Annotated in this window: 3 protein-coding genes; all 3 read right to left on the reverse strand. The window is 74.2% G+C overall.

The features are described from left to right. From IH50_RS0124965 to IH50_RS0124975, 3 genes are read right to left on the reverse strand one after another with little or no spacing between them, the layout of a single operon-like run. Positions 1–24618, reverse strand: coding sequence for a lonely Cys domain-containing protein (locus IH50_RS0124965; protein WP_030866466.1), 24618 nt, complete (start codon positions 24616–24618; stop codon positions 1–3). Continuing rightward, positions 24619–24966 carry a hypothetical protein gene (locus IH50_RS37960; RefSeq protein WP_037872826.1) on the reverse strand — a complete coding sequence of 116 codons (348 nt, stop codon included), beginning with the start codon at positions 24964–24966 and terminating at the stop codon, positions 24619–24621. Between the two features lie 2 nt (positions 24967–24968). Further along, positions 24969–25445 (reverse strand): YbaB/EbfC family nucleoid-associated protein, encoded by a 477-nt coding sequence (locus tag IH50_RS0124975; RefSeq protein ID WP_030866469.1) that lies wholly within the window; start codon positions 25443–25445, stop codon positions 24969–24971. Positions 25446–25450: the final 5 nt, after the last annotated feature.

A 25450-nucleotide genomic window follows, 5' to 3' on the forward strand; every position in this document is an offset into this window, starting at 1 on the left:
TCACCCGTGTTCGCCTTCGTCCGTGTTCGCCGTCCCGAGGGGCGGCAGTCCGAGGATCTCCCGGAACCGGGCGGCGAGGCGCTCGACCGTGCGGGGGTCCGTTCCCTCCGCCGCCAGCAGGTCGGCGAGCCGGCGCACCGCGTCCCGGTACGCCTCCGCCGCGTACCGCCAGTCCGCGAGCACGGAGTCCGCGTCGCCCGGCAGAAGCAGCCCGAGGGCCGTGTCCCACGCCCGGACGGCGTCCGGGGCCGGGGTCGCGGTCTCGAAGGCCGTGAACGCCGAGCGCCAGATCCGGCGCGACACCGCGGCCGTGACGGCGTCGAAGGCGTCCGGCCACGGGCCGGGACGGGTCAGCAGCAGCCGCACCTGGTCGAGCGGTGGCAGTCCGCTGCCCCGGACGCCTCCGCCGAGTTGCGCCTCGACGTCCATTCCGGGGGTGATCTCGATGCCCGCGTCCCTCAGTTCGTCCAGGGTGACGAGGTCGGCGCCGGTGAACCCCGGCGAGCCGCCCGGCAGGTCGTCCGCCTTCACCTGGCCGGCGATCCACCGGCGTCGGGCCTCCTCGGACGGCGGCGCCTGGAGCGGGGGGTCGCCGCCGGCCGCGATGACGTCGAGGGCGGGAGCGGAGGGCTGGGCCGTGGGTGCGGGCGCGGGTGGGTGGGTCTGTGACCAGTGGGTTGCCGGGTCGTCCTGGGGTGAGGTCAGTACGAGGAGGCTCTCGTTCACCGCCGGCCGCCGGTCGAGAATCCGGAGGGGCCGCGTCGGCAGCCACACCGTCCGGGCGGCCCCCGTCCGGGCGGCGATCGCCTCGGCCAGGGCGGTGTCGCCTGTCCCCACCCCGACGGGGACGACCGTGACGTCCCGGTCCAGTTGCGCCAGGACGGGGTCGTGGGAGAGCAGTTCGGCGATCTCCTCGTAGGGCACCGGGCGGGTGGTGCCGTCCGGCCAGGGCATGTCGACCCGCCCCGGGGTGGTGCCGCTCATGTCCAGTACGTATCCACCGGGATGGCCGCTCTTCCCTGCGCCCTTGCGGTGCCAGGGAGCCAGGACCCCGCGGCTGTTGCCCAGGCCGCCGTCGGGTGAGAGCACGTAGCGGTCCGCCCACATGCGGCTCGGTGCGGGCTTCCCCGTCCAACTGCGGCCGGCCTTCGTGCCGTTCGCGGAGGTGATGAGGGTGCGGCCGTCCAGCGCTCCGTGGCGTTCGAGGTCGTACGCGGCGAGCGCGGTGGGGTCGTAGGCGTCGCGGCCGAGGGCCGCCGCCGTGGCCGCCAGCAGGAGCAGGTCCGTCCGCCGGGCCTCCTCGTCCCGCGGGTCCTCGCCGGTGGACAGGTGGAGCGCCTTCGCCGTCAGGGCGTCGGGGTCGGGGTGGTTCTCCACGCTCTCCACGGCCTGGACCGTGGCCCACAGCGCGTTCTGCCGGTCGGCCGCGGTGATGTCCGCCGACGGGTGCAGTCCCAGCACCCGTCGGGTCCACCGGTCCGGGTCGTGGCGGCCGATCAGTTCGCGGGCCCGGTCCACGGAGGGCAGGGGGACGAAGTCGGGCAGCGCGGAACGGGGGTCGGTGGACAGGCGCGCCGACGCGGCCTCCAGCATCGTCCGTACGGCGTCGGGGCCGGGCGGCGCGGGCCGGGTACCGGGGGCGGTCGTCAGGCCGTGGTGCGCGCGGGTGACCCGGTCGAGCAGGTCGAGCGTCAGCTCCCCGTACTCCCGCAGGTTCCCGTCCCCGCGGCGCATGACCTCCAGGGCGCCGATGCCGCGCAGCAGCCGGACGTACGTGCCGGCCGGATCGTCCTTGTCGTTCTCCACGTCGACGCCGAACGTGGCCCGCAGGGCGCGGACCAGTCGCAGCGCCGTGTCCCGGGCCGTCGCCGTGGTGAGATCCGGGATCGCCCCCAGGCCGGCCCGCTCGGCCAGGGCGTCGAGTTCGCCGGGGAGCGGTTCGGGGCGCAGCTTCCTCATGTCCACCGGCTCGTTCGCCGGTGTGGTGCCGATCCCGTGGTCGTGCAGCCTCCCCTTCTTCCCCCTCGTGTAGCGGCTCAGGTGCTGCCTGTCGGGGGCGTAGACCTCGCGCCGTGTCACGTTGGAGACGTCCTGGGCCGCCGACGAGACGGCGAGCGGGTCGGGGACGAACGGGGCGCTCCGCTTCAGGGCGGCCTCGGTGTGTCCCTCCGGTCCGCTCCCCCAGCAGGACAGGAGCACGATCGGGGTGTCCCGGTCCAGCCGGGACACGCTCGGGCGCCGCCGGAGGTAACCACCGGTCTCCGAACCCGGGACCGGGACGTTGTTCTGGAACATCCGCTCGACCATGAGGGTCTGTCCCGGCACGCCGTGGACCACGAGGAAGTAGGGCTTCCGGCCCTGCCACGGCACCGGCCGGGGGTCGCCGACCGGCTCACCGGTGACCGGGTCGTAGACGGACCACTCCGTCGACCGGACCAGGTCCTGGAACCACGGCTCGAACCGGAGCAGGTCGGTCTCGTTGAGCACCGCGCGGCCGACGGGCCGGCCCTCGTCGGTGAGGGTGACCGACATGACGTCCGCGTCCGGGAGGGTCTTCCCCGCGCTCGTGTGCAGGACGCCTTCCCCGGGGTCCGGCCGTCCCCCGTCCGGACCCAGGTCGTCGGGGTCACTGGCGATCCACTCGCCCACCGGCTCGCCCATCATCGTGTCCGCCGGCTCGCCCGCCGACTCGTCGCCCATGTACCGGTCGTCGGTCACCTCGACGCGGTGCCGGCCGGTGTCGGGGTGCGGCTTCAGGGCGGCCTCGCCGCTGTGCGACCACAGCGTCCTGCGTACCCGGGCCGCGGCCCTGCGCGGCAGGTCCAGTCCCATGGCACCGGCGTGCGGCGAGACGAGCACCACCTCGGCGGCGTCCTCACGGCCCGCCAGCTCCCCGTCCTGTGCCAGCAGTTCGGCGAACTCCTCCGGTGACAGCCGCCACCGTTTGCTGCCGTCCGGCAGGACCAACCGGATCTCGGTGTGGTCGCCGGCCTTCGTCCCGATCACGTACGGGAGGGGGGCGCCGGGGCGGCGTGTCCACGGGGACGGGCGGGGGTCCCGGTCGTCACCGTCCACCACGTCGTACGAGGAGGTGTCCACGTCCTGGGCGGGCCGGCCCGTCCAGTTCCGGCCCAGCGGGGTGCCGTCGGGTGCGGTCAGGCGGGTGGTGTCGGACAGCAGGCCCTGCCGGCCGAGGTGGTACGCGGCCAGTGACGCCGTGTTGGTCGCCCGGCCGGCGGCCATCGCCTCGGCCGTCAGCTCGTACAGCATGCGTACGCGGTGCGACAGGTCGTCGACGTCGAAGCGCACCGGGGCGGGAGGGGAGTCCGTGGACCCGCCGTCCGTATCACTGTCCGTATCGCTGTCCGAGTCGTCGTCCGAGTCGGGGTCGTCCCCGGGGTTGTCGTCGAGGTGCAGGAGCTTCCCGGCGAGCCGGTCCGGGCCGGTGGAGTAGTCCGGCCGGCCGAAGTCCTCCGGGCTCAGTTCCGCAAGCCGGGCTACGGCCTCCGACAGGGGGGAGCGGTCGACCGTGACGACCGCCTGCCGCCGTGCCGCCCGCCCGGTGGCGCCGTCGATCGGGCCGACGGCGCTGATGTCCCGGCCGCCGCTCTCCGTGACGACCGTGAAGTCCTCGGCCCGGACCGTGCCGCCGCGTACGTCCGCGACGTCGCGCACGGCCTGTTCGTTGAGCTCCAGCTGACGCCGGATCTCGTCGAGGAGGAAGGCGCGTACGGCGTCCGCCCGTTGCCGGCCGACCGTCTCGGCGTGCTCGACGGCGCCACCGGACAGGGCGAAACGCGGGCCGTTGCTGTAGCCGGTGACCGTGATCGTGGGGAGCCGGAGTCCCGCCCTGAGGTCCCGCAGACCGGACACCACGATCTGCTCGGCCAGGCCGGCGAGCCGACGGCGCTGGTCCGGGTCGGTGATGTCCCGGTGACGGTGCTCGAAGGCGACCCGGGACCGGGAGGAGGACGGCGCCGGGGCGGGCTCGACGGGGCGGGCGCCGTCCGGTACCGCCGTGCTCCCGGCCTCGTCGTCGTCGAGGCCGGCATCGGAGGCGAGGTCGTCGTCGGAGGCGTCGTCGAGGCCGGCATCGGAGGCGAGGTCGCTGTCGGGGTCGGGGCCCGACAGCGGCACCGTGTGCGTCGGGGCCGGGGGGACGGTGGCGGCCGGTGGCGCGGCGGGGGCGGTGGGGGCCGCGGCGTCGGAGGGGTGCAGCCGGCCGGTGCGGGCGGCGTGCAGCAGGTGGGCCAGCAGGCCGGCGGTCAGTGTCCGGTCCCAGCCCTGCCGGGTGGCGTACCGGCCGGCGATGTGCTGGAGCCCGCCCCAGGTGAGCAGGCCGGGATCGGCGTTGCCGGCCGCCCGGAACCGGAGCCTTTCGAGGGCGCCGAAGCCCTCGATCAGTTCGTGGAACTCCGCCTCCCGGGCGGGGTCGGAGTCGATGTGCACACCGTGGGTCAGCCGCAGGGCCCGCACCCAGTGCAGGGCGCGGTCGGTGCGGCCCGGCAGGCCGTCGGGCAGTCCGCCCAGGTCCGCCAGGGCGTCCAGGGCGGCGGTCCTGGGCTCGGGCGGGAACTCCCCTATGTGACCGGCGGGGTTGTCGGGGTCGTCGTACACGATCAGGTGGGGCGGCAGGCCGCCGTCGGCCTCGCTCGGTGTGATCTGCCGGTCGACGGTGAAGACGGTGCGGCGGACCTCGTTGGCGACGTACTGGGCGGAGGAGGGGTGGGTGAGCAGGTCCTGGTCGGGGCGCGTCATGGACAGTTCGCAGATCAGCAGCCACACCGGCCGGTCGGGAGCCAGCGCCTGGAGGCTCTTGCGCCGCGCCAGCACCCGGCCCAGCTGCTTGGGGTGCACGGCCTGGTTGGCGTGGGTGCTGCGGCGGGCCAGGGTGGTGCGTCCGCTGTCGCCGTGGCCGACGGCGATGTACGCGTCGGCCAGGCTCCGGGGCAGGGGCAGCAGGCCGCTCTGCTTCCCGGCGTAGACGCCGGGCAGCCCTTCCATGACGAGGGTGTGGTGCCGGATGGCGGACACCACCCGCATGGCCTCGTCGCGCATCGCCATGTCGTGCGCGTCGAGGAACACCCGCCCGGTCAGGGTCTGTCCGTCGACCGTGACCAGCGGATACGAGTGGATGTCGGTGTCGGGGAAGAGGGTGCCGTTCGCGGCCCTGACGGTGGCCTCCGGGTCGTCCGGGACCAGTCCGGGGTCGGCGGGGATCCAGGCTCCGGCCGGCTCGCCGGAGGCGGGCGGGGCCAGGACCGGCACCCGGCGGCCGTCCGGGGCCGTTTCCAGCCGCAGGTCGCCGTAGCTGAACCAGGCGCGGGTGCCGGTGCGGTCGGCGACGATCCGGGCGAGGGTCTCGTTGCGGCCGTCCTCGTCGGCGAGCAGGATCACCACGGGCGCGCCCGGCCGGCGCGCCGGGTCGTGCAGCACCAGTTCGGCGAACTCCTCGTCCGACACCGGTGTTCCGTCCGCCAGCAGCAGTCCCTCGTCGTTCCGCTGGGCCAGCACCGTGTGGGCGTCCGGCCTCCAGGGCGCGGGGTGGACGCCGCGGGGGTCGGCGACGACGTCCGTGTTCAGGCGGATGCCGGAACGTCCGGTCCAGTTCCTGCCGTACGGCGTGTTGTCGTCGCCGCTGAGCAGGGTCTGCTGCGGGTAGCCGTGCCGCCGGGTCAGCCCGTAGGCGGCGATGGCGTCCAGGCTGCCGCCGCGGCCCCGGCGGTGGGCGCTGCTCGCGAGGGTGAGGGCGTCGTAGTGCAGGGCCGCGTCCACCGGCGCGTCGGACGGCAGGTGCAGCAGCGTCCGGGTGATGCCGGCCAGGTCCAGCGGGCCGCGGCCCAGGCGCGGGTGCCGGGTGCGCGCGGCCTCGATCACGCGCAGCGAGTGGAACAGCCCGTCGCGCAGTTCCTGCGTGAGCGGCTGGGAGCCGAAGGTGGTGTCGACCAGCGCCCGCAGTTCCTGGAGGCGCTGCTGGACCGCGCCGTCGGTGGGCGGCGGTGCGGCGGCGGACCGTGCCTGCGGCGCCGGGTCGGGGGACGGCGACGGCAACGGCGCGGGGGTGTGCGGCTGGGGCGTGTACGTACCGGTGGTGCCGTCCCACAGGGCGCGCACGGCCACGGAGGAGTCGCTGCCGTCGCCCGGGCCGCCCTCGGCGACGTCCCACAGGGCGCGGGCGCGGGCCAGCGCCTCGTTCTCGACGTCGGTGGCGTCGACGGGGTTGACCTCCGCGGCGCGCACTCCGCGCGGACGGGCGGGTTCGACACTGCGCGGATGACGGGGGCGGGGCTTGGGGCCCTCGCCGTACAGCCGGCGCAGCAGGGGGTACAGGGCGGGCTGGCGGGTGCGCACCCACTCCGGTCCTGCGTTGGTGCGGGGCAGCCCGGTGTAGGGGTCGTCGCCGCCGTTGGCCATGAGGTAGACGTTGGTGAGCTGGGCGAAGAACTCGAGCTCGTTGCGGCTGCTGTAGTTGGGGGCGCTGCGGCGGCCGTCGGCGTCACGGCTGTAGAGGGGGCCGTCGGGCCAGTTGCCCGCCTCGCCGGCCCGGGTGGTGGTGCGGAAGGTGTTGGTGATGCGCTGCCGGTCGACGGGGTCCAGACCGTACTGGTGGATGGTGTGGGCGAATTCGTGCAGGGTGGTCGAGTAGCCGTCGGGATAGGCGGACTCGCCGGTGCCGACGGTGGTGCGTTCGCCGAGCAGGTTCTCCTCGGTGACGGCCGCGGTGCGCGTGCCGACGCCGCGGACGTCGTCCCAGGGGCGGCCGTCGCCGGAGACGGCGCCCCGCAGGAAGCGGAAGGCGTCCAGCGAGGTCAGGGCCTCGCCCTTGGGCACCACCACGACCCGTGAGCCGCGCTTGAGCAGCCGCGCGGCGACCTCGGGGTCCCGCAGCATCCGGGCGATCTGGGCGCGGGCCCGGTCTCCGGCGGAGACGGGCTGCTCGACCCCGTCGGGCACCTGCGTCATCAGGCGCGCCGCGACCGTGGCGAACTCGGCCGGGTCGAGCCCGTCGCGCAGGGCGTCCACCAGTACGGGGTCGGTGGCCAGCCGCTCGCGGTGCGCGGGCGGCAGCGACGCCAGCGCCGCCGCGCGGTCGGCGGTGGACAGGCCGGGCAGCCGTGCGGCGAGCGCCCGGACCGGGTCCGCGGTCACCTCCGGAAGGACCCGCAGCTCATCGGCGAGCGCGGTCAACTCGGCTTTCAGGTCGGTGAGTTCCGCGTCGGTGATGCCGAGGGCGCGCCAGGTCTCCTCGTGACGTGCGAGGGCTTCGGGGTCGAGGGCGGCGGAGTCGAGCAGTTCGCTGAGCCGTACGGCGAGGGAGTCGGCGGCGCCGGCGGGGTGTGCGGCGCGGTAGGCGTCCGCGTGCGCGAGGACCGGCGCGACCGTACGGGGGCCGCCGTCGGCGGGGGTGCGGTGCAGCGCCCACAGCAGGTCGAGGAGGTCGCGTGCGCGCAGTTCCGGGTCGGTTCCGGCGGCGAGGGCGAGGGCGGCGTCGGCGAGGGAGTCCGCGGGGGCCGGCACGGTGAAGCCGTCGACGGTGACCGTGCCGGTGGACGGGCGGTCCACCGTGGTCAGGGTGAGGTCGACGCCGTCCACCGACAGGTCGAGGACCCGGCCGGCGTCTCTGACGGCCCGGATCCGCACCTGCGCTCCGGGCAGCTCCCGCTCCAGCGCCGCGCGGATCCCGGCGGCGGAGGGCAGGGCGGGGGCGGGCAGGTGGAACTCCACGGCGCCCAACGGCCGGGTCTGCCCGAACTGCACCCGGCCGCGGGCGGCTCCGGCCAGCACCACGGGGTGACCGAGGCCGTGCAGTACGGTGCCGACCCGGCGGGCGACGTCCAGCCTGCCGGTGTCGTCGGCCGACGGGACGGCCGGGGTGGCCGTGGGGGCCGACGGCGGGGGCGGGGGCGCGGGCGGGGGGTCCTTCGGCGGAGGCGGGGCGGGGACGGCCGCGGCGGTCTTCACCTGGTCGGTCCGTACGACGACGCCCAGCCGGGCGCTGAACAGGGCCGCCACGTTGGTCAGCCAGCCGGCGGCCTCCGCCGCGTCCAGGCCGGGGCGGACCGTCTCGCTCATGTAGCGGCCCGACTTGTCGTTCACCACCCAGGAACGCAGCTCCGCGCTCCAGCGGAACTCGCCGGACACCCGGCTGCGCCCCGGCAGCGTCCGGCCGGCGCCCTCCTCGCCGGCGGCGACGTGGCCGGCGGCGATGCCGGTGTGGCCCAGCCCGTCCAGCGCGTCGCGCAGCGACTCCGCCGTGAGGTCGGGGTTCTTCTCCCGCATGCCCGCCAGCAGCGCGTCGAACTGCTCCGGCGTGATGATGCCGCTCAGGGCCTCCGTGCCCAGGATCACCCGCCCGTCATCGGTGACCGTGTACAGCCATACGGCGTCCCGGTTGCCGGTGATCAGCAGGTCCGAGTCCACCTCGTCGAGCGGCACCCACAGCGGGTTCAGCCGTACGTCGCCGTCCTGGTCGCGTTCCTCGTCCTTGATCCGCTTCGGGAGGACCGGGTCGCCGAACCGGTCGCGGGCGCCGGCGTCGCTGCCGTCGTAGTGGTCGACGCCGTTGTAGTAGACCTCCGTCTGCCGGGTGGCGTTGTCGGGTCCCGCGCCGCTGATCCGGCGGGCACCGGACGGGAAGGAACGCACCACGTCGACCCGCAGATCGAACGCGTGCGCGAGCAGGGGCAGGAAGATCTCTCCCTCCGGGGTCCCCCAGCGGCTTTCCCAGTTGGCGACGGCGTCCATGAGCCTGGCCGATTCCGTGTCGTCCAGCGGCGCGGTGCTCTGGGTGTAGGCGGTACGGAGGAGACGGGCCAGGGCGGTGTCGTCGAGGTCGTCGGGGGTCGGCAGCAGGTCGTGCCGCGCGAGGTGGTCGAACATCTGGCGCGGGCTGAGGTCCTCGGCCTCCGCCGCCAGTACGGCCCGGGCGTCCTCCGGGGACGTTCTCGGGTCGGCGGGGCGGGCGGCCATACGGGCGTCCACGTACCGTCTCGCCAGGTCGGCGGGGTCGAGGGCCTCGGCCACGGGGACACGCCGGATGCCGTGGTGGGCGAGGAGCGCCAGCATCCCGGCCCGGTCCATCCTCTGGACGCGGGCGGCGAACTCGTCGGCGACCGTCTGCCGGAACTGTCCGACGATCTGCGGGTGCAGCCGTCCGCCGCTGCGGCCCACGTAGCCCTCCACGTAGGACCGCATGGCCCGCAGGACGACCCGGGAGGGACCGCGACCGGCGCCGTACACGGCCCGTTGGAGCAGTTCGCCGCGCACCGCGCCGGGGTTCCCGAGCCAGTCGTACGCGGCGCGGTCGGTGGCGGCGAGTCCGGGCAGCCGGCTCCGGATGTGCACGGGGTCGCCGGCCATGAAGGAGTACAGGAGGCACTCCCCCGTACGGGGCACCGGCACGCGCCGGCCCCTGGCCGGACCGTTGTCGCTCTCCGGCTCGGAGAACGTTCCGGCGCCCTTCTGCTTCGACGCCGTCGACTTCGCACCCGGCTCCGGGACTTCCGTGCCCTTGGGCGGGGGTTCGACCCCCTTCGGCAGGGGGTCCTTCCCCTTCGCGAGCGGCTCCTTCCCCTTCGCGAGGGGATCCGTGCCCGTCCCGAGGGGAGCCGTGCCCGTCCCGAGGGGAGCCGTGCCCGTCCCGAGTGGGCCCGTGCCCTCCCCCAGAGGGTCCGTCCCCGTCCCCAGAAGGTCCGTCCCCTTCGCGAGGGGATCCGTGCCCGTCCCGAGGGGAGCCGTGCCCTTCGTAAGGGGATCCGTGCCCTTCGGCAGCGGTGCCGGCTTCGGGGGTGTCGGTTCTGTCGGCAGGGCCAGTTGGTAGTGGCGGTCGTCGAGGCTCAGGACCACCTGTGCGCCGGCGTGGGGGGAGGTGCCGACGAGCGGGGTGAGGGCCGGGTTCCCCGCCGGGTTCACGGGGGTGAAGTCCTGGAAGGTGCCGTCGCCGCCGACCACCGTGACGTGTACGCCGAAGGTGCGGGCGGCGAGCAGCGGGAGCAGGTCGGACGCGGCGTGGTTCCAGCCGGCCTCGGACGGGGCGTCGCCCCGGCGGAGGAGCTGGGTGATCGCCAGTTCGGCCCGCACCTCGGGCGTCAGGTCGGCGGCGTGCGGGATCAGACCGCCGAGGCCGTCGAACTCACGGCGTGCGGGGGTGTCCGTGCCGAGGTCCAGGCCCGCCGCCGCGATCTCCTCCGCGGTGAACGCGTCGGTGTGGTCGGGAGCGACGGCGGCCAGCAGCTCGTCGTCGGCGTGGTCGGTGAGCCAGGAGGCCATCCTGCGGCGCAGGTCGGACACGGCCCGTGGATCGGCGGGGTCGATGCCCTGCGCGGCCAGCAGGCCCGGCGCGGCACGCTCGAGGCCCTGGGCGAGCGCGCGGAAGAACGCGTCGCCGTCCCTCGGTACGTCGTGGAGCGTGTACGTCCGACCCGTCGGCGAGGTGAGACCAGTGGCGGTCCTGGTGTAGCGGGGCGGTGCCGGGGGCTTGGGCTTGGGCGCCTTGGGCGGGGCCTGGTAGGTCACCGCGGGCGGCTCGGGGAGACCGTCCAGTTCCGCCCGGCCCTCCGCGGTGGCCGCGAGCCGGTGCCAGCGGGTGAGCTGGTCCGTCCCGGACCGTACCCGGTGGTACTCCGCCGCGGCCTTCTCCGCCGTGTCCCTGAGCGCGTCGAGTTCGGCGCGCCGGGTGTCGAAGGCGTCGCGTGCCGTGTCCCGGCGGGCGGTGGCCTCGTCGAGGGCCCGGCCGGGTGCTTTCGCGGACAGCAGGGCCGCGTCGAGCCGCCCGTCGGCCAGCGTCTTCTCGGTGCGCGCGGTCTCCAGCCGCAGGTCGGCCGCCTTCCGCAGTGTCCCGGCGGCCTCCTGCGCGGCGGCCAGGCGGGCCAGAGCGGCGTCCCGCTCGTCCCGCAGGATCTCCGCCCAGCCGTCGTGCTCGGGCTGGGCGTACTCGTCATCGGCGAACGCGTCGGCCTCGGCCTGCGCGGCGGCCACGTTCGCGTCCGCGATGCCGTGGTCCCGGCGGGCGTCGGCCTCGGCCTGGGCCAGGGCCCGGTCCGCGTCCTCGACGCCCTTCCGGGCGAGGTCGACCGGGCGCGTGGCCGCGCGGGCGACCCCGGCGGCCTCGTCGAGGGCGGCCTGCGCGGCGTCGAGGTCGGCGCGCAGCCCGGCGGAGGCGCGCCGCTTCTTCCAGTAGGCCTTGTCGGCGTCGACCCATGCCTTGCTCGCGCTCTCGACCGCGTCCCACGCCTTCCCGACGCGCTCGGGGAAGTTCGTGTCGGTGATGATCCTGAGCTCGCGGGCGACGTCCTCCCGGATCCAGGTGACGACGTACGCCTCGGACTCCATCGCCTGCGGGCCCGACCGGGCCTTGGCGAAGGTCCCGCCCCGGATCCGGTTGGCGAGCTTCGAGTCCAGGATGGTGCGGTGCACGTCGCCGACGCCGATCCAGGTGGCCGGGACGGCGAACAGGAAGGACCGGCCCGTCTTGGGCTTGAGGTTGCGGGAGGTCAGGTGGTCGTCCCCGACCGGCATGACGTCACCGTCGAGGTCGTTGGGGCCGGGGCCGAAGGCGCCGATCTGGTTGAAGCCCGCGTTGGCGGGCGAGTCGTACAGGAAGCCGCCGCCGAGGCTCGAGGACTGGCTGTGCTCGACGGACGACGACGTGCCGGCGTTGTCCCCGTACCGTCTGAGCACCTCCAGCTTCTTGCCGTCGGCGACCGTCAGCAGCAGCGCGCGGCTGAAGTCGGGCGCCGAGCGCAGCGTCAGCTGCCCGGTGTCGGTGCCCACGAGGGACTTCTCGGTCAGCCCCGCCACCTGGTAGCCGTCCGGTTCGGTGGTGCGCGGGAAGAACGCCGTGACCGCGGTGGAGCTGGTGCCGTCCTCCAGTGCCTGCGCCGAGCCGGTGCCGAGGCGGGTCAGCCCGGTGTCCCTGGTGTGGCGCAGGAGTTCGGTGAGGGTGGCGTCGTCGGGGTCGTTCCCGGCCTCCAGGGCCCGCAGGGAGAAGCCGACGTCGTACGCCTTGGTGAGGAGGAGGTCGCCGGCCATGCGGATGTTCTCGATGCCGATGATCCCGCGGGGGTGCATGCCGTTCTCGGGGAAGGTGAACGTCCGGGTGACGCCGTCCCCGTCCCGGACCGTCAGTTTCCCCTCCACCTCGGAGAGCGGCACCGGGCGGGGCGGGCCGGCCAGGGCGGGGTCGGCCGCCGGGTCGGGCGCGGGCAGCCGCCGGCCGGCCCCGGAGGTGCCGGTCCCGTCCGCACCCGTCGGTGACGGCGCCGGCTCCATCAGGCTGAGCGGCACGTGCTCGCGCAGCTCGCCGGCGTCGTCCTCCTCGACGATGGTCAGCCGGCCCCGGAAGCGGTCCAGGGCCGTGGACTCCGCCTCCTGGAGGTCCGGGTCGGCCGGCCCGCCGGTGTGGGGGGTGTCGTCGGCCTCCAGGGTGATGCGCATCCGGTACGGGGTGACGACCTCCGCGTGCGGTTCGGTGGACGCCGCCCGGTAGATGGTGACGGTGGTGACCGTGTGGCTGGAGGCGACCGTCTTCCGGTTCGAGCCGCCCTCGGTGTACGTGGGTCCGGCGGCCGGGACCTGGGGGTTGCCGGTGTACACCATCTGGCTGGTCAGGAGGCCCAGGTCGGCGCCGGCCGAGAACTCGGAGTTCCGCTGGGCGGTCTCGATCGCCCGCCGGTTCTCCTCCATCTCGGCGCTGTGGTCGAGTCCGTCGAACACGGGTGTCCCGGGAATCAGTTCGACGCGTACCCGTACCCGCCGGCTGCCGATCCGGGTGCTGTCCCAGCCCCAGCCGCCGGCCTTGACCAGGGTCGACGGGCCGGTGGTCGTCATCTCCCCCTTGAGCGCCCGGGTGGCGCGGCCGGTCACCAGCTGCCGGATCCGCTCCCGGCTCTCGTCGTCGAGCCCGAGTCTCCCGATCCGCTTGTCGAACGCGAGCAGTACGTCGGTGGGGTCCAGCGCGTTCACCGCGTACGTGCCGAAGGCGGTGCCGCGCATCCAGGGCTGCGGTGTCCAGGCCTGGCTCGTGTAGCGGGGGACGTCGCCCAGCCCGTCGTCGATCAGCCCCATCCGGTGGGCGCTCTTCTCCGGCAGGTGCCCCAGCAGACCGCCCGGGCTGGTCAGCGCGGTCCCCGCGGCCCCGGCGAGGGAACGCGGCACGAGGGCGCTGCCCGCCGCGGCCGTTCCGACGCGGCCGGTGCCCAGCCGGCTGGAGAACAGCGCGAACCAGTGCTGCACATCGCCGGCCACGAGCACCTGGTGGGTGAAGCCCTTGCGGTTCATGTCCGCGACGACGGTGCGGACGACGCTGAGACTGTGCGTGCCGGTTCTCGAGACGGGGTTGGCGACGATTCCGTACGCGCCCATGAGTCCGTGTCCGGGGTTCTGGGCGACGGAGTAGACCAGCTGGCCGCCGAAGACGAAACTGGTGCTGTTGCTGGTCTTGCCGGCCGCCTGGCGGGTGCCGCCGAGCGTCATCTCGGTGTCCATGGACATCGGCGGGGTGAGGGCGCGCAGATTCCCGACCGTCGTGGTGTAGCGGAAGGTTCCCCACAGCTCGCCGTACGGCCCCTTGCCCAGCAGGCCGCTGCCCACCAGGCCCAGCGGCCCCGAACTCTGGTCGAAGCCCGACGTCAGGTGCTGGGGGGTGAAGGTGCGGACGATGGCGTCCCGGGTGGGGGCGCCCTCCTTCACCAGCTGCCAGGCGCTGCCCGACGCCGCCCGCAGGACCCGGTCCACCTCCGCGGTCAGCGTGGGCGACAGCACCACGTTCACGATGACGAACGGGTGCTGCCGGAACTCCTTGAACTGCGGTGTCCCGCGGTCGGCGAGCCGTCCGGCGGGCTGCTGCGCGTCGGGGCCCGCGGGCAGGACGAGGTCGCCCTTCGCCAGGGCGAGGGCCCGCTCGGTGTTCATGGGCGTGGGGGCGGGCTCGTCGGACAGGTACGGGTTGAGCGCCCCGTCCGCGTGCGGGTCCGCCTGGGGCGTGTGCTGTACGGGGACGCCGATGAGCACCTGCCCGGTCATCGGGCCACCACCCCGTAGCCGGCCCTGCGGCGTCCGGCCGAAGAGCACGTTGACCGGCTCGTCCAGGACCAGCAGTCCCGGCAGACCGAGGCCGAGACCGCGGATCAGGCCGCGGGGCCGCCAGTAGCCGCTCAGGCTCGCGGTGAGGGCGAGGTCGTAGCGGTACAGGTGGGTGGGCTGGTTGGTCACCGACATCGGCTCGTTGGTGACCGTCGAGCCGAAGGTGGTCTCCGCCTCCCACTGCCATCCCTGGCGGGCGCCGAGGGTCAGCCCGAGCGTGTTCCGGCGCAGGCCCGCCGTCTCGTCGACGATGTTGTCACGGCCCGAGAACGTGCCCTCGAAGCCCAGGTCCACGCCTCGTTTCACGCTCGTCTGGCCGTCGATCCGGTCGACGCCCTGGGCGCTGAAGCGCATGCCCTCGTCGACGTCCTTGCCCTCGTAGCGGCGCCCGGTCAGGCTCCCGTGCACGCGGAGGGTGTAGTAGACCGTCCCGACGGAGTCGGGGTCGGTGAGCCTGACCGGCAGGCCGACCGTGGTGAGCGCCTCCAGGTTCGCGGTGACGCTCTGCTGGGACAGCACACCGAGGATCTGCAGGGTGTTCTGGAGCGCGATCCGGTACTTGACGGGATCGGTCCACCGGGGCGGCACGGGCAGGCTCCGGGCCGCTTGGAGCACCTGGTCGGGCCTGCGCCCCAGCAGGTCGTTGAAACGGGTGCGCCAGCCCTTCGGCAGGTTCGGCGGCAGCAGCTGGTCGAGGGGCACCACCAGATCCTGGTTCAGGTGCGCGAGGGCGTCGACGACGCCGTCGGCGAACTGGTCCAGCAGGGTGCGGCCGACGCCGTCCGCGGCGTCCGGGGTGACCCGGGTGCGCAGGCCGTCGTCGAAGGTGAACTCCTTCACCCGGTGCATGCCCAGGGTGCGCGGGCGGTCCACGGTCAGGTAGGGCGGCACGAACGGCGGTGCGGCGCCGTTGCGCAGGGCGAGGGTGGTCCCGTCGTCCCAGCCGGCCAGCCGCCGCGCCTCTGCACTGGTCATCCGGTCCAGGCTCCAGGTGAGGAAGCGCGTCGGCGGCGCGTCGTCGCCGGCCCGCCGTACCCGTACCGACTTCACGACCAGGTAGAGGGCGGTTCTGGGGCCCTTCACCTGTCCGGCCGACTTGAGGGTGCCGGCCGCGCCCAGTCCGACCGACCAGGTCTTCGCGTACGAGTACTGGACGGTCGGACCGAACTGGAGCCGCAGGTCGAAGGGGGCCGTGCCGGGGTCGAAGAAGTTGAAGGCGGGGCCGGCGACGGCCTGCAGCAGCAGGCTCCTGCCGTCGGCCCGGCTGCGCTCGCTGCGGACCGTCGAGGTGTTGATGTCCCGCATCTCGGCCTGGTCGGTCTCGCCGACGAGGATCGCCTTCTGCGGGATCAGCTCCTCCACGACGAAGACGCCCAGCGGTGACTTCTTCTTGTCGTCGGCGAACAGCGGCGGGGTGGTGATGCGGCCGCGCGCCATGGTGCCGCCGTGCCGCTGGAAGCTGTCGGCCGAGAAGAAGACGTCCAGTTCGGTGTAGGCGGTACTGCCGGGGAGGGCTCCGATCTGCCCGGCCGCCCAGTCGCGGATCGCCGCGACGGGGCCGAACCCCTCGATGCGGACGAAGCGGTACTGGGAGTTGCGGTCCAGGTCGATGGAGCGGGGGATCCGGCCCGGCTTCGGGATCTTCGTGACGCTGTCGGGCAGGCGGACCAGGAGGCCCTTGCGGATACCGAAGGAGAACCGGGCGGGTACGGCCCGGTCCCTCTCGGGATCGGGGGTGGTGCCGGGTTCGGGGTCGATGCCCGTGACGACCCGTCCGGCGAGGTCGGTGACGCGGAACTCGTAGTGGATGTCGTCCAGGAACGCCCGCGACTTGTCCAGCGTCCGGGTCTCCATCTGGTTCATGCGCTGGTCGGTCAGGGTGTAGCCGACCTTGTTGATGAAGCCGAAGCGCAGGGCGAGCCGGCCGAAGCCGCCGAACGCCGCGGTGCCCGCCGGGCCGATCGGTCCGCCGAGGCCGTACTGGGAGTTGGCCTGCATGTTCTTGGTCAGCCCGAAGGTCGCGGCCGCCCGGTGCATGCTGTCGATCTTCGTCGAGTCGCCGATGCCGTCGTCGAACGGGGCCCAGGTGCCGTAGTGCCGCGCCCTGACCCACAGGACGCGCTTCTTTCCGTCCGCGGTGACGTAGGGGAAGGGGCGTCCCTGGCCGTCCGCCAGCGTCTTCGGCTTCTCCCGGAGCGTCTTGCGGACGTCGTCCAGCAGCCCTGCGCCGTCCGCGGGCCGGGCGTCCGGCCTGCGCTCCAGTTCGCGGTCGACGGTGTCCAGGGCCTCTTCCACACCGCGCAGGGCGACCGTGCTCTGACCGAACGTGCTCGGATTGGCGAGGAGTTGGTCGACCTCGGCGGCGGTCAGGTCGGGCGGCAGCAGCGACGGGAGGTCGTCGACGTACGCGGGCATCCGCCGGCCGTCCGGGAACCGGGCCGGGGTGCGGCGTACCGGTGGAGGTCCCATGGCGGGGTCGAGGAGCGGGGCGTCCGGAGACGCCGGGACCGGCTCGGTGGTCAGTGTGACGAGGGCCGTCGTCGGGTCCGGCTTCGGGGGCAGGGGCGGGCCGGGAGGAGTGACGGTTTCGTTGCCGGCCGTGGCCGTGGCCGTGGTGGGTGACAGGTGGGCGTCCGCCGGGGACGCGGAGGCCGGCCGGGCGGCCGACCAGTCGTCGGCCTGCTGACGACGGCCGTCCGCCAGGGGCAGCAGGGAGAGGACGTGCGGCAGCGACGGGTCGCTCTGTGCGAGCAGGCCCACGGGCCCCGGTGAGGTCCACACGCCGCGGCCGGTCCCGGCGCCGAGGAGGGCCCGCCGGTCGGTGACCTGCGGATCCGTCGGGGCCGGGGGCGGGGTGGGGGTCGTGGAGGCGAGGACGATGTCGGCCGTGCGCGGGAAGTCGTTCAGCGCCGGGTCCACCGCGAGCAGTTCGGCGACCTCCTCGTAGGGGACCTGGGCGCGGAATCCGCCGGGCAGCTCCATGGTGAGGTGGTCAGGACCGGCCTCGCCCCGCACCAGGTACGGGGCGGGCTTGGTGGTGTCGGTGGTCCACGGCGTCTTCGCCCGGCGCAGCGGACGGTGGCCGCCGTCCGGGGTCGCCGCCATGACGAGGGCGGCGTTGACGTCCACCGCCGCGGCCGGCGGACCCGGCGCCCAGCTCCGGCCGGCCGGGGCGTCCGAGTCGTCGAACAGCAGGGTGTCCGGCGCGAGGGCGCCCAGGGTCTCCAGGTGGAACGCGCCCAGCGCGACCGGGTCGTCCACGTCGACGCCGACGGCCGCCGCGCGCGCCACCAGGTCCAGGAGGTCGGACAGCCGGTCCGGGTCCGGTCGGCCCAGGTGCAGCACCCTGCCGGTGAGGGCGACCGGGTCGGGGGTCCGGCTCTCCCACTCCAGGGCCTTCACGGTCGCCCAGAAGAACCGGGCCCGCTCGAACGCCCCGATGACCACCTGGTCCGGGTCCAACCCCAGGAACTGGGCCGCCTCCTCGTTCACTTCCTCGTCCGTGAGGCCGTCCAGCCCTTCCGCCACGGTGATCACGTGCGGCAGGGTCACGAGGTCGGTGAGCACGGCGCCGGGGTTCCGGTGCACGGCGTCGGCGGCCCTGGCCAGCAGGTCCTCGTAGGCGTCGGGTCCCAGGTCGCCGTCCGGGTCGCCGTGTTCCGTCGTGCGGATCTCGCGGGCCGCGCGCTCGAACAGGTCCAGGGAGAAGGGCACGGTGTCGCGCAGCGCCGGGTCGGCGGCGCGCAGGGACTCCAGTGCGCCGATGTTCGCGAGGAGTTCGCCGTAGCGCCTGTCGTCCTCGATCGCCACCCCGAACGTCAGCCGCAGCGCGCGCACCAGCCGCAGCGTCCGCTCGCGGACCTCCTGCGACGCCGGTCCCACCGGGTCGGTGTGCAGGCCCGCCGCGCGGGCGCGGTCGTCGAGCGCGGCGTCGTCGGGTTCCGGCCGGTGCTTCACCCACTTCCCGCGCCGGCCCCGCGAATCCGTGATGATGTAGTGGGCGACCCCACCGTCCTTCCCGAACTTGAAGCCGACCTCCTGGGTGGCGCCGTAGACGGTGCGGCCGGTCTCGTTGGCGACGTGCTGGCTCTGGCTGGTGTCGGCCAGCGGGTCGGGGACGAACGTGTCCGTGACCAGCTTGCGCCTGCGGGTGATGCCCGGCGGTGTCGCGGCGAAGCACTCCTGCATGAGGACGGCGTGGTCCTTGGGGCGCCGCGTCAGGCTCGGACGGCGCCCGAGCATGCCGCCCACCGCCCGGTCCCGTTTCCGGTGGCGGGGGTTCGACCGGGTCGGCAGCTCCGTCTCGCCGAGGAAGCCGTGCCCGGCGAAGACGTACACCGGCTCGCCGGCGAACGGGACCGGCTCGTCGTCCTTGACCCAGGTCCCGTCCTGCCGGTTGACGTGGTAGAGCTCGGTCGCCGTCGTCGCGTGCCGGATCCCCCGCATCAGCCGTGCGCGGTCGCCGTCCCTGAAGACGGCCCTGCCGGTCGCCCCCTGGTCGGTGACGATGGTGTGGGACAGCAGGTCCTGTTCCCAGAAGGGGGCGCGGGCGGACTCCGCGGGGTCGGGCAGCAGGCCGGGGACGCTGCGGATCCAGTCGGTGCGGTCGCTGCCCCAGGCAGTCCGCAGGGGGACGACGTACGGGTGGGAGGCGTTGGCGTCCGGGCCTTCGGCGACGCCCACGTCCCCGTTGGCCGCCCAGACGTCCCTGCCGGTCCGGTCCGCCGCCCGTCGCGGCAGCTCCAGGCCGCCCCCGCCGGCGTCGGAGACGAGCAGCAGCACCGGCACGTCCGCCGGGAGCCCGTTCAACTCGGCGTCCAGGGCGAGGAGTTCGGCGAACACGTCGAGGGGGACCTCGCGCGGGGCGCCGTCGTGGCCGCGGACGACGACCTGGTCACGGTCGCCGTCCGCCCGCACGACGTAGGGGTCCGGGCCGCCGGGCCGGTACCAGGGCGCGGCTCCCACCTCGTCGCGTGACAGGCTGCCGTCGGCCCGGGGCCCGGTCCTTCCCGTACGGGTGAGGTCCAGGTCGTCGAGCCCGCCCTTGCCCCGGGTCCAGTCGCGGCCGCGGGGGCGTCCGTCGGGTCCGGTGGTCAGGGCGTGGGTGGGCGACAGCACGCCCTGGCGCCGGAGGTGGAGCGCGGCGAGGGCGGCCAGGCCGCCCGCCGTCCGTGCCTCCTGTGCCGAGGCCAGCCCCAGCAGCCGGGCGCGCTGCACGTCGGTCACCGGATCGGCGGGCTCCAGGAGCAGCACCCGGCGGGCCACGGCGTCCAGGTCGAGCGGGCCGAAGTCCAGCAGGGGGTCGTTCCGGCGGAGCCGGTCGAGGCGTGCGAGCCCGTCGCGGATGTCCGGGTACAGGGGGCTCGACATGACGTCGGGGCCGTAGATGTCCACCAGCAGTTCCCGGTGCCGGGCCTCCTCCGGGGTCGGCTCCTGCGCCCGGTCGTCGTCCACGTCGTCGTCCTGGTGGTCCGACAGCGGCGCGTCGAAACCCTCCAGCAGGCCGTCCAGGCTCGGCAACGGGGTCTCGAGGCCCCCGACCGGTCCGGGGTCGAGGAGGTCGGCGAGCGCGGCGGGCGGCTCGGCCGGGACCTCGGTCGCGGGGCGGTCCGCGAAGGTGACGTCGTCCGCTCCGGTGCCGCCGGCGCCGGGCGCGGTGGGGTCGCCGGGCCGGACGGCCGCCCAGTCGGCCGCCGCGGGACGCCCCGGCGCGCTGGGCAGGAGGGAGGGGACGTACGGCCGCGACGGTCCGGTCGGGGCCAGGCTCACACTGCCCTGCGAGGCCCACACGGCACGGCCGGTCCCGGCGCTGACGACGGCCCGCGGATCGGGGCCCGGGGTGCCGCCGCCGGCCGGTGCGGTGGAGGCCGCCGGGGCCGCCTTCGGGACGGCCAGGACGATGTCCGTGGTCTCCTGCGGCCGGGTGTTGAGCACCGGGTCGCGGGCCAGCAGTTCGGCGACCTCGTCGTAGGGGACCCGGGCGCGGAAGCCGCCGGGCAGCGTCATGAGGAGGTGGTCCCGGCCGCCGCCCGCCCACACCAGGTAGGCCGGCGATCCGCCGGGGACGCTCCACGGCGGGCGTTCCTGGCCCACCGCCTGGTAGCCGCCGCCCTGCTTCGGGGCGGCGACGACGACGCGGTCGGTGGCCGTGGTCGTGACCGTGTCCGGCGGGGCCGGAGCCCAGCGCCGCCCGGTGGGCACGCCGTCGAGGTCGAGCAACTGGGTCCGGGGCGCGAGGGCGCCCAGGGTCTCCAGGTGGAACGCGCCCAGCTCGACCGGGTTGTCCACGTCGACGCCGACGGCCGCCGCCTGGGCGACCAGGTCGAGCAGTTCGGGCCGCCGGGCCGGGTCGGGCCGGTCCAGGTGCAGCACCCTGCCGGTGAGGGCGTCCGGGTCGGGGGTCCGGCTCTCCCACTCCAGGGCCTTGACCGTCGCCCAGAACAGCCGGGCCCGCTCGGGCTCCCCGACGGCCGCGGGGCCGTCGTCCAGGTGCAGGACGCGGGCGGCCTCGGTGTCCAGGTCCTGGTCCGTCGGACCGCCCAGCCGCTGCGCGGCGGCGGTGACGTGGGGCAGGGTGACGAAGTCGGAGAGCACGGCGCCCGGCCGACGGTGCATGGCGTCGGCCGCATCGGTGAGCAGGCCCCGGTAGGCGTCGGGGCCGGTGTCACCCGGCCGGCCCGCGTGGACCGCGCGTTCGAACAGGTCCATGGAGAACGGGGCGAGGTCGCGCAGGGCCGGGTCGGCCGCCCGCATGGTCTCCAGCGCGCCGATCCCGGCGAGGAGGTCGCCGTAGCGGCTGTCGTCCTCGATCGCCGCGCCGAAGGCCAGCCGCAGCGCGCGCACCAGCCGCAGGGTCCGTTCGCGGGTGGCGTCCGTGACCGGCTGCTCGGGGTCCGTGTGCAGGCCGGCCGCACGGGCGCGGTCGTCGAGCAGTTCGCCGACGGGTTCCGGCCGGTGCTCCACCCACTTCCCGCGCCGCCCCCGCGAGTCCGTGTAGAGGCGGTGGACGAACGTCCCGTCCGGTCGTGTCGCGAAGCTGACCATGTGGGTGCCGCCGTACACCGTGCGCCCGGTCTCGTTGGCGACGTGCTGGCTCTCGCTGAGGACCGCCAGCGGGTCGGGGACGAAGGTGTCGTCGACGCCCCTGCGGGTGCGGACGATCCCCGGCGGCTTGGCGCTCGAGCACGCCTCCATCAGGACGCTGTGGTCCTCGGGGAGCTGCGCCAGGCTCGCACGCCGCCTGAGCATCCCGCCGGTCGCCGGCCCGCGGGTGTGGTGCCTCGGGTCCGTCGTGGTCGGCACCCGGGTCGCACCCGACCGGGCGTGGCCGCCGAAGACGTACACCGGCTTGCCGGCGAACGGCACCGGCTCGTCGTCCTTGGCCTCCTCCTTGGTGACCGGGTCGTAGTGCCACAGCTCCGACGACTGGGTCGCGAGCTTCAGCGCCGCGATCCGGCGCGGGGCCTCGGAGTCCTCGAACACGCCCCTGCCGATGGTCGCGCCCCCGTCGACGACGCTGTGCGACAGCACCTCGCGCTCCCACTCCGGCGCGTTCTCGCGCTCCGCCGGGTCGAGCACCTGGCCGGGGGTGCTGCGGATCCAGTCGGCGTGCGGCAGCCCCTGCCCGAACAGCAGGGAGACGACGTGCGGCTGTGACGGGTCCTGTTGCGGGGACACCTTCACGGCGCCGTTGGCCGACCAGACGTCCCTGCCGATCCGGTCCGCCGCCTCGCGCGGGAGGTCCAGGCCGCGGGCGCCGGCGTCGGGGACGAGCAGCACCACGGGGGTGCCCGGGGGCAGCGCCGCGAGCCGGGGGTCGCGGGCCAGCAGTTCGGCGAACACGTCGATCGGCACCTGGCGCGGGGCGCCGTCGTGGCCGCGTACGACGATCCGCCGGTGGTCGCCCTCCGCCATGACGACGTACGGCTTCGGCTCACCGGGCCGGTGCCAGGGCGCGGGCCGCACGTCGCCGCGGCCCAGGGTGCCGTCGGGCTGCCGGACCACCTTGCCCACCTCGGTGAGGTCGAGGTCGGGGATCCTGGCGTTCGTCCAGTTGCGGCCCCACACGCCGCCGTCGTCGGCGGTCAGCGCCTGGGTGGGGGACAGCACGCCGCGCAGTTCCAGGTGGAAGGCGGCCAGGGCGGCCAGGCTGCCCGCCGACTCCATCGCCGGGTCCATCGCGACCCGGAACAGCTCGCCGCGCTGCGCGTGGGTCACCGGATGGGCGGGGTCCAGGAGCAGTACCTGACGGGTCACGGCGTCCAGGTCGAGCGGGCCGCCGCGGAGCGCGGGAACGGCCTGCCGGAGCTGGTCGAGGTGCGCGAGGGTGTCGCGGAGGGCGGGGTGGAGGGGGTTCGCCGCGATGTCGGGGCCGAACACGTCCGCCAGCAGCCGGTCGTACAGCGCCTCGGTGGCCGGGTCCGGCCCGGGTTCGCTCCCGGACTCGGACTCGGACGCGTCCTGGCCGTCCTCCCAGTCCATGATCATGTCGAGCGAGTCGGGTGACCCCGGCTCGGAGGACAGGTCCGCGGGGAGCCCGCCCGGCGCCGGGGAGCTGAGCGGCGTCTCGTCGACGGTGACGGGCCGGGTGGCCGGAACGTCCCCGGACTCGGTGCGGACGGTCCGGTGGGGCTCGGGGACGTCGGAGGTGTCCCGGTGCGGCTCGGTCTTCGGCGCCGCGGTGGACGGTCCGGAACGCCCGGACTCCTCGGTCCCGGGGGTACGGACGTCGTCCGTGCCGAGGGTGTCCGCGTGCGACGGGTCGGGGGTGGCGGCCGGGTCGTCGGAGGGTGTGGTCTGCGGCCGTGGCTGCGGGGTGGCGCCGTTCGGCGAGGCGTGGCCGCCGGGGGACGCGGTGCCCGACGGAGCGGGTGCGGCCGGGGTCGCGTGGGGCGCGGGGGTGTCCTGCCGCTCCGTCCCGTCCGCCGTGAGGGCGCCGCTGCCCGTCCGCGTCGACGACGGCTCCGGGACGGAGGAGCCGACCGTGGAGGGCCTGCTGAACGGCAGCGAGCGGTCCGTGTCGTCGGTCCGGTCGGTTTCCGGGGTCCGGGTCGCCGGCGGGTTGAGGGTGGAGAAGACGGTGTCGGTGTCGGTGTCGATGCCCGGGGTGTCCGCGAAGGAGTCCCGGTAGGCGTCGTCGTACGCGTTCGGCACGGAGGTGGCGTACGACGGCTTGAACGCGTTGGTTATGCCCGGGAGTTGATACGGGTTGACGGGGCTGGTGGCGGGGTTGGTGACGCCGCCGGCCGGGTCCGGGTCCGGGAGGGAGGAGAGGGACGAGACGTCACTGATGTCACTGATGTCACTGACATCGCTGAAGACCGACGCGGTGTCGCTGTAGACCGACGAGGTGTCGCTGATGTCGTCGGCGGAGGAGACGGAGTCGTACGGCCGGTACGGCGAGGCGGAGGGGGAGTCCGTGACGTCGTAGGTGTCCTGGTACGTGCCGGGGCCGTCGTAGGCGCTGTCGTACGGGCTGTTCTCGTACGGGTTGTTCCCGTACCGGTTCCCGTACGTGTTCGTGGGGTCGCTTCCGCTGTCGCGGTCGTACCGGTTGCCGCCGCCCGGCAGGTCGTTGACGCCGTCGGGGCCGAAGTCGAGGTTCTGGAAGAACTTGTTGTTCAGCCACTTGCCGCCGAACTCCGCGCCCGTGGACGCCGCTTCGAAGATGAGGCCGCTGAGGCCGGCGCTCAGGAACGTGCCGGGGTTGAGCGTGAACGAGCCCAGGAAGATGAGACCGGTGAAGGCCTCGGCGAAGGTCTCCGCCTGCCCCTCGTTGAGGAAGCTGAACGGGAGTTCGGAGGCTTCCTTCCAGAAGTTGTTGTTCTTGAAGTACTTGTTGATGAACTTTCCGCCGATCTCACCGAAGATGCCTCCGAAGAGTCCGGCGAAGGCACCCGCGACCGCCGACTGGCCGATGTCCTTCCAGTCGAACTTGTAACGCCGGCGCTCCGGGTCGTCCGGCGCGGTCATGGAGATCAGCTGCGAGGCGAAGGCGACGAACGCCTCCTGGATCGCCTCCAGCAGCACCGACAGCGGCGTGGGGATGGCGTGTCCCAGCCGCTGGAGGAGCAGGAGGATGGTGAGCGCGGTGCGCGCCTTCTGGATGGCGATCTCGGTGAGCGACGTACCGCCGGTGAAGACCGCCAGCGCGGCGATCAGCGCCAGCTCGATGTTCATCAGGATGAACTCGATGAGGATCTGGTACTTCGCCTCGGACAGCTTGATGGAGCGGTCGATCTGCTGGGAGCCGATCTCCCGGAGCTCGTCGGAGAACTTCTGCAGATGGTTCTGCCCGTTGTCGTCGACGAAGAGCTTCATCGCGGCGATGAACTGGTCGGCGATCCGCGGCGGGAGCGAGTTCCCGACGGTGGAGATCGCTCCCTTCATCGCATCGGACAGGTCCCTGACGTCGTCCGCCAGCCGCTTGTAGGGGTTGCGGCTGGCGAAGCCCAGGTCCTCGTTGCCGGTGGCGACGTTCGCGCCCACATAGACCTCGAGGAACTCCCGCAGGGCGGGCGAGAACATGATCGCCATTCAGCGCCTGGTCTCGCTCTCCGAGCCCTGTGCCTGGATGTCGTCCAGCGCCTGGGTCTGCGGCCGCTGCACGTGGTCGGCCTCGGCGGCGACCGCGTCGACCAGCGTCATGAACCCGCCGGTGACGGCCAGGACCGTCTCCGCCACCTGCTGCTGTTCGCGCCGGACCTGCTCGCCGACCGCGTTGGCGAAGTCGTCGTCGCCGCCCTCCTCGCCCCACCAGCCCGAGTACTGCGCGCAGCCGTTCTCGAACCGGGGCAGCATCTCGTCGCCGTAGCGGACGGCGTCGGCGAGGTACCTGGAACTCTGCAGAATCGCCTGGATGTCGGCGGAGTAGTTGCCGGCCATGGTTACGCGCCCCCCTGCCGTCCCTTGTCGTCTTCTTCGTCCTCGTCCTCGACGATCTCGTCGCGGAGCCTGCTCATCGCCGTGGGCCCCTTCGCCACGGAGGTCTCGGCGATCAGCGAGCCGAAGAGGGACTCCCAGTCGACGCCCATCCGTTCCGGGGCGGCGCCGCGCGCGGTCATCCTGGTGATCGGGTCGAGCAGGTCGACGACCCGGCGGGCCATCTCGGCCCGCGCCGTGTTCGCGGCCTCCAGCACCGCCGCGGAGAGCTGGGCGGCGGCCATGGTCCGGTACTTGCCGTCGAGGAACTCCAGGCTGGTCAGCTCGCCCTTCGCGCCGACGGAGACCCGCACCGACCGGTCCGCCGAACGCGCGGTGGCCGACGCCGTGTCCAGCTCGGCCCGTGCCGAGGCCGCGGCCTCCTCCGCCGCCTTGAGGTGGGCCATCGCCCGGGCCACCCGGTCCTCCATCGGCTGACTCATCCCGG

Source organism: Streptomyces sp. NRRL S-37, from assembly GCF_000721605.1.
GTDB lineage: Bacteria > Actinomycetota > Actinomycetes > Streptomycetales > Streptomycetaceae > Streptomyces.

Coding starts and splice junctions, on each gene's coding strand:
- IH50_RS0124975 (WP_030866469.1), bottom strand. CDS start 25,445: ATGAGTCAGCCGATGGAGGACCGGGTGGCCCGGGCGATGGCCCACCTC.
- IH50_RS37960 (WP_037872826.1), bottom strand. CDS start 24,966: ATGGCCGGCAACTACTCCGCCGACATCCAGGCGATTCTGCAGAGTTCC.
- IH50_RS0124965 (WP_030866466.1), bottom strand. CDS start 24,618: ATGGCGATCATGTTCTCGCCCGCCCTGCGGGAGTTCCTCGAGGTCTAT.